Raw genomic sequence first — 13,178 nt, 5'->3', positions numbered from 1 at the left:
CCCCGACGGCCCCGCGGACCCCGCCGGCCCGCGGGGCCACCGGCGCCGGCAGGCTCGCCCGGTGCGGGCGGGTCAGGCCAGCACCGGCACCCCGGTCACGTCCACCGTCTCCGGGTACTTCAGGCCGGCGCCGGTGTTGAGCACCACCACCCGCTCGCCGGCCCGGATCCAGCCGCCGGCCCGCAACTGCCGGGCGGCGGTCAGGCAGGTGGCGCCCTCCGGGCAGAGCAGCAGCCCCTCCCGGGCGGCGAAGTCCCGCAGGTCGGCCAGGATCTCGGCGTCCTCGACCGCCACCGCGGTGCCGCCGCTGGCCCGCAGCGCGGCCAGGATCAGTTCGTCGCCCAGCGGGGCCGGCACGGTGATGCCGAACGCCACCGTTTTTGCGTCCGCCCAGGGCTGGGCGCGTTCCTCCCCGGCGGCGAAGGCCCGGACGATCGGTGCGCACCCGGTCGACTGGACGGCCACCAGCCGGGGCAGCCGGTCACCGATCCAGCCCAGCTCGCGCAGCTCGTGCAGCGCCTTGTGGATGCCGATCAGCCCCACCCCGCCGCCGGTCGGATAGATGATCACGTCGGGCGCCTGCCAGCCGAGCTGCTCGACGATCTCGTACCCCATGGTCTTCTTGCCCTCGAGCCGGTACGGCTCGCGCAGCGTGCCCGCGTCGAACACCGCGCCCGCCGAGCTCGCCACCAGCTCGGCGACCAGCCGGCCGGCGTCGCTGATCAGCCCGTCGACCAGGCGCAGGTCGGCGCCGGCGGCCACGCACTCGCGCCGGCAGACGACCGGCGCGTCCACCGGCATGACCACCGTCGCGCGCAGCCCGGCCCGCGCGGCGTAGGTCGCCCAGGCGGCGCCCGCGTTGCCGTTGGTCGGCATGGCGATCCGCTCCACGCCCAGCTCCCGGGCCCGGCTCACGCCGACCGCCGCGCCGCGCGCCTTGAACGACCCGGTCGGGGTCAGCCCCTCGTCCTTGACCAGCAGCTCGGGAATGCCGATCTCCGCCCCGTACGCCGGGGCGCGCAGCAGCGGCGTCCAGCCCTCGCCCAGCGTGGTCACGTGCCGCGGGTCGGCCACCGGCAGCAGCTCGCGGTAGCGCCACAGGTCGGCCGGGCGCAGCCCGAACCGTTCCGGGGTGACCACCTCGGCCACCGCTGCCAGGTCGTAGCGGGCCAGCACCGGTGACCCGCAGTCGCAGAGGTTGCGCGGCTTGCCGGCGTCGTGTTCCCGGCCGCAGCGTGGGCACTCCAGATGGGTCAGGTACACGTCGCTCCTCGCCGTCTCAGCTGGTGTCGATGCTCAGCCAGCGCCGGCTGCGTCGGCCCGGCTCGTAGACCGAGTCGAGTCGCTTGGCCACCACCCCGGGCAGCCCCTGCTCGCGCGCGGTCCGCAGGGCCTCGGCGCCGGTGCCGGGAAACCAGGGCGGAGTCTGCCAGTGCGCTCCGGTCAGCGCCAGACCGTCGAGCAGCTCCCGGCGTTGGGCGTACGGCAGCTCGACGCTGCCCACCCCCTCCAGCCAGAGCAGGTCGAAGATCAGGTACTGGGCGTCCGCGGTGGCCCGGCCGCCGCGCGCCGGCCGGACCCGCCCGGCGCGGTCGATGCGCACCAGCACCCCGTCCAGCACGGCCTCGGTGGGGGCCAGCTCCTCGGCCATGTCCCGCAGCCAGGGGTACGTCCCGGTGATCTCCTCGTCGGTCTCGGACAGCAGCCGCAGCCGCCCGCCGGAGACGTACGCGACCGCTCGCACCCCGTCCCAGCGCAGCTCGTAGCCCCACTCGTGCTCGTCCCGGGGCAGCTTCCCGCCCGGGCTGGGGAGCATCGGGCGGACCAGCTCCGGCATGCTGGTCCAGCCCTCCGGGGCCGGGTCGGTGCGCCGGACCATCCAGTCGCGGCCCGCCTTGCCGCCGGTGGCGAAGAGGACGTACCGGCCGCTGGTGCGCTCGCCGTCGAGCACGACGATCACCTCGTCGTCGTGCCACTTCTCGGCGCGGTACGTGCCCCGGTCGTGGATGGTCATCCGGCCGCCGCCGTACTCGCCGGCCGGGATCTCACCGTGGAAGGTGAGGTACTCCATCGGGTGGTCCTCGGTGTGCACGGCGAGGTGGTTGCGGCCGGGCTCCCGGGGCAGGCCGCGCGGCACCGCCCAGGAGGCGAGCACCCCTTCGTGCTCCAGCCGCAGGTCCCAGTGCAGGCTGCGGGCGTGGTGCTGCTGGATGACGAAGCGGGCGGTGTCGCCGGTCGGCTTCTTCCGCCGGGGGGCGCGCCGCGGCACCGGCTCCGGGGTGCGTGCCGCGTCCCGCTTGCGCCGGTACTCCTCCAGCCGGTCGGCCACACCCGCATTCTCCGGCAATCCGGCCCGGGCCGCCGGACGCCGGTGCCGACCCGCCGCCGACGACCCGGATGCCCGGTTTCCGGGCATGTCGCGGGCGATCACGGGTAGAACCGTCGGCATGGATCTCGATCAGCCCACCGTTCCGCTGCCCGGCGAGGTGCGGATGCCGCTGCTCGGCTTCGGCACCTGGCAGGCCACCGGCAAGGCCGGCTACGACGCCGTGCTGGCCGCGCTCGACGCCGGCTACCGGCACATCGACACCGCCACCATGTACGGCAACGAGGAAGAGGTCGGCCGGGCGGTGCAGGAGAGCGGGCTGCGCCGCGAGGACGTCTTCCTCACCACGAAGCTCCCGCCGGAGCGGGTGGGTCGGGAGCGGGAGACCATCGAGGCGAGCCTGCGCGCGCTCGGCACCGACCACGTCGACCTGTGGCTGGTGCACTGGCCGCCGTCGAACCCGGCGGACAGCATCCCGGTCTGGCGGGAGCTGCTGGCCGCCCGGGACGAGGGGTTGGCCCGCGCGGTGGGGGTGAGCAACTACAGCACCGCGCAGATCGACGAGCTGATCCAGGCCACCGAGGAGAACCCGGCGGTCAACCAGATCCCCTGGAGCCCCTTCCTCTACGACCGGCAACGGCACATCGAGCACCGCGACCGGGGTGTGGTGCTGGAGGGCTACAGCCCGTTCAAGCGGAGCGACCTGTCCGATCCGGTGCTCACCCGGATCGCCGGGGCGCACGGCGTCTCGCCGGCCCAGGTGGTGCTCCGCTGGCACATCGACCACGAGATCGTGGTGATCCCGAAGTCGGTGACGCCGGAGCGGATCCGGGCCAACGCCGACGTCTTCCAGTTCGCGCTCACCGCCGAGGAGATGCGCGACATCGACGCGCTGGGCGGCACCTGACCGGCCCGGTCGCGGCCGCGCGGTTGCCGTAGGACCCGACCCGCGGCGCGGACCCGGGCCGCCGGCGCCCGCTTCTTGCCAATTTCCTTCAGTCGAAGCAATGGCGATGAAGGGTATCGACATAGACGCTCGTGACGATATACCGTGCCCGTCACGACGATCGTCGATCCGTCGTACCCCTCCGCCCCGCTGAAGGAGCGCCATGGTCACGTCCCGATCCGTCCGTCTGCGGCGCCGAGGTCTGCTCGGCATCCCGGCCCTGGTGGCCGGCGCGCTGACCGCCGTCGCCGTCCGTCCCGCCGCGGCGAGTGCCGCGCCGCTCGCCGCGCCGAAGCCCGAGTGCCTCGCCGACCTGCTCGGGGAGTCCTGATGGCCACCATTCCCTGGCTGGTGGACGTGCTGCGCTCGGCCGGCGTCCAGGTCGTCGTCGAGGGCGACTGGCTCAACCGGATGCGCCCCGGCTCCTTCGACCCGATCGGCGTGCTCTGGCACCACACCGCGGCCACCTCCAGCGCCAGCAACCCGCACCCGGCGCTGAACATCTGCATCAACGGCCGGTCCGACCTGCCCGGCCCGCTCTGCCAGGCGCTGGTCGACTACCACGGCGTCTTCCACGTCATCTCCGCCGGTCGCTGCAACCACGCCGGCACCGCCCGGGCCAGCGGGCCCATCCCGGCCGGCGACGGCAACACGATGCTGATCGGCTGGGAGATCGACTACAACGGCGTCAACCAGGAGATGACCGCGGCGCAGTACAACGCGTCGGTGGCCGCCACCGCCGCGGTGCTGAAGCGGCTCGGCAAGGACTCCAGCTACGCCCGGGGCCACCGGGAGACCAGCACCACCGGCAAGATCGACCCGTCCTTCATCGACCTGAACGTGATGCGGGCCGACGTGGCCGCCAAGATGGCCGGCGGCCCAGTCTGGTCCTCGATCGTGGACAACGCCACCGCCGGCCGGTTCACCGCCAGCACCAACTGGGGTACGTCGTCGTACTCGGGGCAGCGCTACGGCGCCGACTACCGCTTCGCCGACCCGGTCCTGGCCAGCGACGCCGCCTGGTACAAGTTCAACGTCCCGGCGGCCGGCAGCTACCGGGTCGAGGCCTGGTGGCCGGCGAACGCCGGCTACAACTCCGCGACCCCGTACATCATCGCCACGTCGAGCGGGAACCAGACCGTCACCGTCGACCAGCGGGCGACCGGTGGGCAGTGGCGGACGCTGGGCACGTTCTCGCTGCCGGCCGGCGACGCCAACCGGGTCGCGGTGAGCCGCTGGAGTTCGGCCGCCGGCCTGATCATCGCCGACGCCGTCCGGCTCACCCGGGTCTGAACCCGGCGCGGGTGGCGGCCCGGCGCGCTCGCGCGGGTCGGGCCGCCACCGGTCGGTCGTCAGCTACGGGAGCAGGCGACCCCGTTGAGGGAGAAGCTGGTGGGCGAGGAGTACGACCCGCTCAGCGTCCCCTGGTAGCCGAAGCTCGCCGTGCCGCCCGGCGCGATCGAGCCGTTCCAGCTCAGGTTCCGCGCGGTCACCGTCGACCCGCTCTGGCTCACCGTGGCGTTCCAGGCGCTGGTCACCTGCTGCCCGGCGGGTAGCGCGTAGGTCAGCGTCCAGCCGTTGATCGCGCTCGACCCGGTGTTGGTGATCTGCACGTCGGCGGTGAACCCGTTGTCCCACGAGTTGGGCGTGTACTTCACCGCGCACCCCGAGCCGCCGGGCGGCGGCGTGGTCGGCGGGGGAGTGGTCGGCGGCGGCGTGGTCGGGTTGCCACCGCCGTTGACCGCCGCCGAGAACGAGGTCACCGCCAGCCCGACGCCGCCCTGCCAGGGCTCGAAGCCGGCCTGGATGCTGGTCAGGTACCAGGAGTTGGTGATCGCGCCCCGGTTGCGGACGTCGTTGATGAAGTCGAGCACGCTGAAGTTCAGGCTGCTGATCGCCGACGGCGCCACGTACGAGATCACGTTGTTGGAACCGTTGCTGCCCCGCCAGACCTCCCAGGTCCGGCCGGCCAGCGTGGCGGTGCCGACCGGCGAACCGATGGGCTGGATGGAGCCCTGCCGGTTGAGCCAGATCATGATCTCCATCTGGTTCACCCCGTCCCGCTTGGGCGTCGGGTCCAGCCAGATGTCGTACGAGGCGTTGTAGGTGGCGCCGCTGACGTACCGGTAGGTGATGCTGCTGGTGGCGCTGCTGATCTGGCTCACCTGGATCGGCAGGTTGGTGCCGGGGGAGCAGTTGGTGTAGTGGCAGCCCAGGTAGACCGACGGGTACGCGGTGGGCGCGCCGTTGGTGGGGTTGCTGCCGTTCTGCGTGGTGATCTCGAAGCCGGTGTCGGTGACGTTGATGCACTGCTGGGCGGTGGTGCCCCAGCGGTTGTTCTGCACCACGTACCGGCCCTGGATGGTGGTGGAGCCGTACTGCTCGCAGATCTGGGTGTCGGCGGAGGCGGTGCCGCCGAGGGCCACGGCGACGATCGACCCGGCGGCGAGCAGGCCGGCCGCCGCGAGGGCCCGGAGTGGACGTTTCATGATGCTCCTTGGCATACGGCGCATGGACGCCGGACATGTCGGACGGAAACCCGGACGGGAGCGCTCCCACGCTTCGTCGACACATTTACACCTCTGAAACTCCGGCGCAATGGCGCTGCGGTATTGGAGTAGAAGGTGAGGTTTGTCACGCTGGGGCCGCGCGGTCGGCGGCGATCCGCCGGCCGACCGGGGTGCCGTCGCCGACGAGTGTCACGCGTGGACCGATTTGACTCTGGTGCGAGTCGGTAGCGCCGAGTAGTGTCTTGCCTCCAACGCGTGCCGAACCCCTCCGGAGGCGTACACCACCATGGGTGGCTCTCCCCTGCGCATCCTCGTCGTCGGCGCGGGCATCGCCGGTCTGGCCGTGGCCCGGGCGCTGCGGATGGCGGGCTTCCGGCCCGACGTCACCGAGAAGCTGCCCCCGGGCGAGCTCACCGACACCGGCCTCTACCTGCCCGGCAACGCCGCCCGCGCGCTGCGCCGGCTCGACCTCGACGGCCCGGTCCGCCCGCTCGGCCAGGTCATCCACCGGCAGCGGTTCCTCGACGCCGCCGGGGCCCCGCTCTGCGAGGTCGACCTCGACGCGCTCTGGGCCGGCGTCGGCGAGTGCCGGGCGCTGCCCCGGGGCGAACTGCACCGGGTGCTGCTCACCGGGGCCGGTGGCGCCGTCCGGCACGGCGCCGAGGTGCGCACCATCGACCTGCTGCCGGACGCGGTCGGCGTCACCTTCGTCGACGGCACCAGCACCGAGTACGACCTGCTGATCGGCGCGGACGGCCCGCGCTCGTCGATCCGCACCCTGGCCGCCCTCGGCGGTCCGCCGCGCCCCACCGGGCAGGTGGTCTACCGGGCAGTGGTCCGCGACGGCCCCCCGGTCGCCGAGTGGACAGCGCTGCTCGGGCAGCGGGCCGGTTTCCTGGTGGTGCCGATCGGCGCCGGACGGCTGCACTGCTACGCCGACGAGACCGGCACCGAGCCGCCGGCCGACCCGGTGGCGCGGCTGCGCGAACTCTTCGGCTCCTACGGCGGGCCGGTGCCGGAGGTGCTGGACTCGCTGGAGCACGTGCACGTCGGGATCACCGACGAGGTCGAGCTGGGGCGCTGGTCCCGGGGCCGGGTGCTGCTGGTCGGCGACGCCGCGCACGCCACCGCGCCGACGCTGTCCCAGGGCGCCGCGATGGCACTGGAGGACGCCGTGGTGCTCGCCGAGTCGCTCGGCGCGGCCGGCAGCGTCGACGCCGCGCTGACCGCGTACGAGAGTCGCCGGCGGCCGCGTACCCGATGGGTGCGGGACCGGACCCGGGACCGCAACCGGACCCGGGACGTCCCGCCGGCGCTGCGCGACCCGCTGCTGCGCGGCCGCGGCGGCCGCATCTTCGGCGAGCACTACCGGCTGCTGCTCGGCCCGCTGTAAGGGATCGACGCAGCGGACCGGGACGCCGGCCGGTGGCCGGTCGCCGGGCCGGGTGGCGGAGGGTACCCGCCCACCCCACGCGGCGCTGCCACCTGCCGGGGACTATCCTCCTTGCGGATGACGGCTCGCAGACAACAGCGCGTGCCGAGCGGGACAACCCAGAACCGGAGGCCACTCGTGACCACCGTCGCACCCAAGCCGGTCGTGACCCGGCCCTGGCCGGTCCGAGCGCCGGTCAGGGGTTCGGCCATCGCGCGGCTGCTGCGTACCACGGACGCGAAGCAGATCGGGATCATGTACATGGTCACCGCGTTCGTGTTCTTCATGATCGGTGGCCTGATGGCCCTGTTCATGCGGGCCGAGCTGGCCCGGCCCGGGCTGCAGTTCCTGTCGCCCGAGCAGTACAACCAGCTCTTCACCATGCACGGCACGATCATGCTGCTGTTCTTCGCGACGCCGATCGTGTTCGCCTTCGCCAACTACGTCGTGCCGATCCAGATCGGCGCCCCGGACGTCTCGTTCCCGCGGCTGAACAGCTTCGCGTACTGGCTGTACCTGTTCGGCGGCACGATGGCCACCGCCGGCTTCCTCACCCCGGGTGGCGCCGCCGACTTCGGCTGGACCGCGTACACCCCGCTGAGCAGCGTGGAGCACTCGCCCGGCGTCGGCGCCAACATGTGGGTGATGGGTCTGGCGATCTCCGGTCTGGGCACCATCCTCGGCGCGGTGAACATGATCACCACGATCCTCACCCTGCGCGCGCCCGGCATGACGATGTTCCGGATGCCGATCTTCACGTGGAACATCCTGATCACCAGCCTCCTGGTGATCCTGGTCTTCCCGCTGCTGGCCGCCGCGCTCTTCGCGCTCGCCGCGGACCGGCTGCTGGGCGCCCACGTCTACGACCCGGCGACCGGCGGGCCGATGCTCTGGCAGCACCTCTTCTGGTTCTTCGGCCACCCCGAGGTGTACATCATCGCGCTGCCGTTCTTCGGCATCATCAGCGAGATCATCCCGGTCTTCTCCCGTAAGCCGATCTTCGGCTACAAGGGCCTGGTCGCCGCGACCATCGCCATCGCCGGTCTGTCGATGAGCGTCTGGGCGCACCACATGTTCGCCACCGGCCAGGTGCTGCTGCCCTTCTTCAGCTTCCTGAGCTACCTGATCGCCGTGCCCACCGGTATGAAGTTCTTCAACTGGATCGGCACCATGTGGCGCGGCCAGATCAGCTTCGAGTCGCCGATGCTCTTCTCGATCGGCTTCCTGGTGACGTTCCTCTTCGGCGGCCTCACCGGCGTGCTGCTGGCCAGCCCGCCGCTGGACTTCCACCTGCACGACAACTACTTCGTGGTGGCGCACTTCCACTACGTGCTCTTCGGCACCATCGTGTTCGCGGTCTTCGCCGGCATCTACTTCTGGTTCCCCAAGATGTTCGGCCGGATGCTCGACGAGCGGCTGGGCAAGGTGCACTTCTGGCTCACCATGATCGGCTTCCACACCACCTTCCTGGTGCAGCACTGGCTGGGCAGCGAGGGCATGCCCCGCCGGTACGCCGACTACCTGCCCAGCGACGGCTTCACCACGCTGAACATGATCTCGACGATCGGCGCGTTCATCACCGGTATCTCGACGCTGCCGTTCATCTACAACTGCTGGAAGTCGTACAAGGCCGGCCCGGTCGTCGAGGTCGACGACCCCTGGGGCCACGGCAACTCCCTGGAGTGGGCGACCACCTCGCCGCCGCCGCTGCGCAACTTCGACCGGATGCCCCGGATCCGCTCCGAGCGGCCGGCGTTCGACCTGAAGTTCCCCGAGCTGGCCGCCGGTGGCCAGAGCCTGGCCGGCCCGCCCGAGGGCGGCGCCAAGCCGCTGACCAGCGAGTCGGACGGCGGGGCCAGCTACCGGGAGGACGTCGCCAGCGACGTCGACCGCAACTGACCCTCAGCTCCACGGACGACGGGCGCCGCTCCCCACCCGGGGACGGCGCCCGTCGTCGTTCCCGCCCCGGCCACCCGCCCTGGTCGGTCCCGACCGCGGTCCTCGTCGGTCCCGGTCGCCCGCCCTGGTTGGTCCGGACCGCCCGCCCAGGTCCGCCCCGGCCGCCCGCCCTGGTCGGTCCGGACCGCCCGTCCTCGTCGGCCGGGCCGTCGCGGGTGTGCGGGCGCCGGCGCGGTCCGGTCGGCCTTCGGCCTCTTCCGCCCCGGGGATGGTGGCCCGGTTTTTCGAATTGCGGCGGGTCGGGGTGCGGGCCGGGTGTCCCGGTGGGCCCTCGGACGTCGGATCGGGCCGGACCGGGCGGAGATCGACTCCGCATCGGCGATATGGGGGCATCCAGCTCGCCGGGATGCCGCCACCTCGGCGATCTGGAGTCGATCAAGGGTCCCGCACACCGGACGCCTGGTGGGCCGCCCCGGCAGCCCGCGTCCCACCGGCGCTACCTGACCGGACGCCGGCGGCGCCACGCTCACCCTGCGCCACGACGCCCGTGGGTCATCCGAGGCCGGGCCGCGTGAGATCCACTCGGTGTGCGGCATGTCGGGCTGTCACCGGCACGTCACCACCCTGACATGCCGCACACCGAGCCGATCACCCCGCCACCGGCGACGAGACCCGGGCCGGCGTCCGGCGGTGGCGCGGTGGGCGCCGCTCTCCGGCCAGGTCGGTGCGGAAGACCGGCGGCCGGGTTGCGGAGCCGGTGGCCGGCCGGAGCCGGTGGCCGGCCGGAGCATCGCCGGCACCGGCCGGGGGTCAGCCGGCACCGGCCGGGGGTCAGCCGGCACCGGCCGGGGGTCAGCCGGCGGTGGCCGGGGCGAGTTCGGCTTCCGGGGCGTCCGGCACCGACAGCGCCACCGCCCGGCGGCGGCGCAGTTCGATCGGGAGCACCACCAGCGCCACCAGTGCGCCGATCGCGCCGGTGACCGCGAAGCCCCACCACGGGGCCTGCGCGTCGATGACCGCGCCGGCCAGCGGGGCGCCGACCGCGATGCCGACGGTGACCGCCGAGCCGTGCAGGCCCATCGCCTCGCCCCGGACCGCCGCCGGCGCGAGCCGGCTCACCGCGTCCGAGGTGGCCGCGATGGTGGGGGCGCAGAGCAGGCCGGCCGGGATCAGCGCCAGGCCGAGCAGCCACCAGTGCGCGCCGCCCAGCCCGATCGGGATGGTGAACAGGCTGAGCGCGGCCATCAGCGCCAGCGGGGAGACCGAGCGGCTGGCCGCGCCGTACGCGAAGCCGCCGACCAGCGAGGCGACCGCCCACATGGCCAGCACCGCACCCGTCCAGCCGACCTCGCCGCTCTCCCGGAGCACCGCGATCACCGCCACGTCGGTGCCGCCCAGCACCAGCGTGCCGGCCGTGCTCACCGCCAGGACGGCGAGCATCCGCGGGGTGAGCCACTCCCGCCGGGGGACGCGCACCCGTGGCCCGGTGGCCTCGCTGGCGGCCCGGATCGGCGGGTTCTGCAGCCAGAGCCCGATGCCCGCGGCGACGATCCCGGCGCCGACGAGGTAGAGGGTGGTGCGGGCGGAGATCGTCGCGACGGCCGCGGTGGCCAGAGCCGGGCCGACCATGAACGACAGCTCGACGGACATCGAGTCCAGCGCGTAGGCCGGGCGGCGCCGCTCCGCCGGGACCAGCGCGGCGATGGACTGCCGGATCACCGAGAAGATCGGCAGGGCCAGCGCCCCGGCCACGAAGGCGGCGGGCAGCAGCAGCGGGTACGACAGCAGCGGTGCCGTGGACCAGAAGACCGCCTCGGCGACCCCGGTCAGCACCAGCACCGGCCGCAGGCCGCGGCGGTCCACCAGCCGGCCGAGCAGCGGGCCGCCGATCGCCGCCCCCACGGTGATCGCCGCGCCGACCAGGCCCGCCGCGCCGTACCCCCGCCCGAGGTCCTGCACGACGTAGAAGGTCAGGGTGATCCCGGTCGCGGTGAGCGGGACGCGCGCGAGCACCGCCACCAGCAGCAGCGACCGGAGTCCGGGCAGGGCGAGTGCCTCCCGGTAAGGCTTAAGGTTCACGACGGTCCGTACCTCCGCCGGACATCCTCGACCGGGGGTACGACACCCGCCAACCGATTACCGCCTCATGCGGCCCTGATCACAGGCTTTCCGCGCAGGTTGACCCCGGCGCCCTCCAGGGACCGCAGCGCCACGTCGGTGGTGTCCGGGGCCACCCCGGCGGTCAGGTCCAGCAGCACGGTGGTGTGGAAGCCCTCCTCGGCGGCGTCCAGCGCGGTGGCCCGCACGCAGTGGTCGGTGGCGATCCCGACCAGTTCCACCGTGTCGACCCCGTGCCGGCGCAGCCAGTCGGCCAGGCACTCGCCGGAGTCGGTGTGCCCCTCGAAGCCCGAGTACGCGGCCGCGTGCTCGCCCTTGTGGAAGATCGCCTCGACCCGGTCGGTGGCCAGGTCGGGGTGGAACTCCGAGCCCGGGGTGCCCACCACGCAGTGCCGCGGCCACGAGTCCACGAAGTCCGGCGGATCGCCGAAGTGCGCGCCCGGGTCGACGTGGTAGTCCTTGGTCGCCACCACGTGGTCCCAGCGGTCCGGCTCCTCGGCGAGCAGCCGGGTGACCCCGGCCGCCACCCCGGCCCCGCCCTGGACCGCCAACGACCCGCCCTCGCAGAAGTCGTTCTGCACGTCGACGATGATCAGCGCCTTGCCCACCGGGTGCTCCTCTCCTCGGTTCGGTCCGCGGTACGACTGGCCGGCTCAGCTCGCGGGGACGACGGTGACCGGCACGGCCGGGTCGCCCGCGGAGAGCTTCAACCCCTCCCAGGGTATGGAGATCAGGCACTGCCGCAGGTGCTCCCGCGATTCGTCCAGGGTCGGCAGCTCGACCGGCTCGCCTCCGGTGAGCAGTGGCCGTTGCAGCAGCCGGTCGTTCGGTTGCCGCTCCGGCTCGCCCTGCGGGACGATGACCTCCTCGGTGGCGGTGCCGGTCGGCTTGTGCCGGCGGACGGCCACCTTCCGGCCGCCGATGGTGGCCTTCTGCTCGGAGCGCTTCACCACCGCCCGGCCGTCGACCTCGACCAGCTTGTAGACCAGGCCGGCGGTCGGCGCGCCGGAGCCGGTCACCACCGAGGTGCCCGCCCCGTACATGTCGACCGGCTCGGCGGCGAGCGCGGCGATCGAGTACTCGTCCAGGTCACCGGAGACGATGATCTTCGTCTCGGTGGCGCCGAGCGAGTCGAGCAGCTCCCGGGACTGCTGCGCGATCACGGCCAGGTCGCCGGAGTCGATCCGGACCGCCCGCAGCTCCGGCCCGGCCACGGCGATCGCGTTGCGGATGCCCTGGGTGATGTCGTACGTGTCGACCAGCAGCGTGGTGTCCTTGCCCAGCGTGGCGACCTGCGAGGCGAACGCGGCCCGCTCGTCGTCGTGCAGCAGGGTGAACGCGTGCGCCGCGGTGCCCGCGGTGGGGATGCCGTACCGCTGGCCGGCGGCCAGGTTGGAGGTGAACCGGAAGCCGGCCAGGTACGCGGCCCGGGCGGCGGCGACCGCCGCCTCCTCGTGTGCCCGGCGCGAGCCCATCTCGATCAGGGTGCGGCCGCGGGCCGCGGTGACCATCCGGGCGGCCGCCGCCGCGACCGCGCAGTCGTGGTTGAGCACCGAGAGCACCAGCGTCTCCAGCACCACGCACTCGGCGAAGCCGCCGGAGACGGTGAGGATCGGCGAGCCGGGGAAGAAGAGTTCGCCCTCGGCGTAGCCGTGCACGTCGCCGGTGAAGCGGTAGTCGCGCAGCCAGGCGGCGGCCTGCTCGTCGACCACCCCGGTGCGGCGCAGGAAGTCGACCTCGTCGGCGTCGAAGCGGAAGTCGCGGATCAGCTCGACCAGCCGGCCGGTGCCGGCGACCACGCCGTAGCGGCGGCCGGTGGGCAGCCGCCGGGTGAACACCTCGAAGACGCAGCGGCGGTCGGCGGTGCCGTCGCGCAGCGCGGCGCTGATCATGGTCAGCTCGTAGTGGTCGGTCAGCAGCGCGGGGCGAAGGGTGCTCACCGCCCCA

The 13,178-nt window shown here is 73.2% G+C and carries 11 protein-coding genes; 5 read left to right on the top strand and 6 right to left on the bottom strand.

What is annotated here, in order from left to right:
• Positions 1-72: 72 nt before the first annotated feature.
• Both Q3W71_RS04255 and Q3W71_RS04250 read right to left on the bottom strand, forming a co-directional pair.
• Positions 73-1,263 carry a threonine synthase gene (locus Q3W71_RS04255; protein ID WP_302917943.1) on the bottom strand — a complete coding sequence of 397 codons (1,191 nt, stop codon included), beginning with the start codon at positions 1,261-1,263 and terminating at the stop codon, positions 73-75.
• A 16-nt stretch (positions 1,264-1,279) separates the two neighbouring features.
• Positions 1,280-2,329 (bottom strand): DNA polymerase ligase N-terminal domain-containing protein, encoded by a 1,050-nt coding sequence (locus Q3W71_RS04250; protein ID WP_302917942.1) that lies wholly within the window; start codon positions 2,327-2,329, stop codon positions 1,280-1,282.
• A gap of 118 nt (positions 2,330-2,447) precedes the next feature.
• On the opposite strand from Q3W71_RS04250, the gene Q3W71_RS04245 reads away from it, so the two are divergent.
• From Q3W71_RS04245 to Q3W71_RS04235, 3 genes are all read left to right on the top strand, one after another.
• Positions 2,448-3,233, top strand: a complete 786-nt coding sequence (locus Q3W71_RS04245; RefSeq protein ID WP_302917941.1) for an aldo/keto reductase — start codon at positions 2,448-2,450, stop codon at positions 3,231-3,233.
• 202 nt (positions 3,234-3,435) lie between these two features.
• On the top strand, positions 3,436-3,603 hold the full coding sequence (locus Q3W71_RS04240) for a hypothetical protein (RefSeq protein WP_302917940.1): 168 nt from the start codon (positions 3,436-3,438) through the stop codon (positions 3,601-3,603).
• Positions 3,603-4,565: an N-acetylmuramoyl-L-alanine amidase gene (locus Q3W71_RS04235; protein ID WP_302917939.1), complete on the top strand. Its 963-nt coding sequence runs from the start codon at positions 3,603-3,605 to the stop codon at positions 4,563-4,565. Before Q3W71_RS04240 ends, Q3W71_RS04235 begins: the two co-directional genes overlap by 1 nt.
• 59 nt (positions 4,566-4,624) lie before the next feature.
• Here Q3W71_RS04235 and Q3W71_RS04230 read toward each other — a convergent pair whose 3' ends face one another.
• Positions 4,625-5,761 (bottom strand): cellulose binding domain-containing protein, encoded by a 1,137-nt coding sequence (locus Q3W71_RS04230; protein ID WP_302917938.1) that lies wholly within the window; start codon positions 5,759-5,761, stop codon positions 4,625-4,627.
• A 307-nt stretch (positions 5,762-6,068) separates the two neighbouring features.
• Between Q3W71_RS04230 and Q3W71_RS04225 the strand changes: the two genes are divergently transcribed.
• Together Q3W71_RS04225 and ctaD are read left to right on the top strand one after the other, a co-directional pair.
• Positions 6,069-7,175 (top strand): FAD-dependent monooxygenase, encoded by a 1,107-nt coding sequence (locus tag Q3W71_RS04225; protein ID WP_302917937.1) that lies wholly within the window; start codon positions 6,069-6,071, stop codon positions 7,173-7,175.
• 177 nt (positions 7,176-7,352) lie between these two features.
• A complete protein-coding gene (gene ctaD, locus Q3W71_RS04220; RefSeq protein WP_302917936.1) occupies positions 7,353-9,113 on the top strand; it encodes a cytochrome c oxidase subunit I in 1,761 nt (586 codons plus the stop codon).
• A gap of 852 nt (positions 9,114-9,965) precedes the next feature.
• Here the strand turns inward: ctaD and Q3W71_RS04215 are convergent.
• The 3 genes from Q3W71_RS04215 to Q3W71_RS04205 form a co-directional block, all read right to left on the bottom strand.
• A complete protein-coding gene (locus Q3W71_RS04215) occupies positions 9,966-11,192 on the bottom strand; it encodes an MFS transporter (protein WP_302917935.1) in 1,227 nt (408 codons plus the stop codon).
• A 65-nt stretch (positions 11,193-11,257) separates the two neighbouring features.
• Positions 11,258-11,839 carry an isochorismatase family protein gene (locus tag Q3W71_RS04210; RefSeq protein WP_302917934.1) on the bottom strand — a complete coding sequence of 194 codons (582 nt, stop codon included), beginning with the start codon at positions 11,837-11,839 and terminating at the stop codon, positions 11,258-11,260.
• 45 nt (positions 11,840-11,884) lie between these two features.
• Positions 11,885-13,171, bottom strand: a complete 1,287-nt coding sequence (locus tag Q3W71_RS04205; RefSeq protein WP_302917933.1) for a nicotinate phosphoribosyltransferase — start codon at positions 13,169-13,171, stop codon at positions 11,885-11,887.
• Positions 13,172-13,178 lie beyond the last annotated feature (7 nt).

Source organism: Micromonospora sp. C28SCA-DRY-2 (assembly GCF_030519475.1).
Taxonomy (GTDB): domain Bacteria; phylum Actinomycetota; class Actinomycetes; order Mycobacteriales; family Micromonosporaceae; genus Micromonospora.
This window is presented reverse-complemented; position numbering and strand designations above follow the sequence as displayed.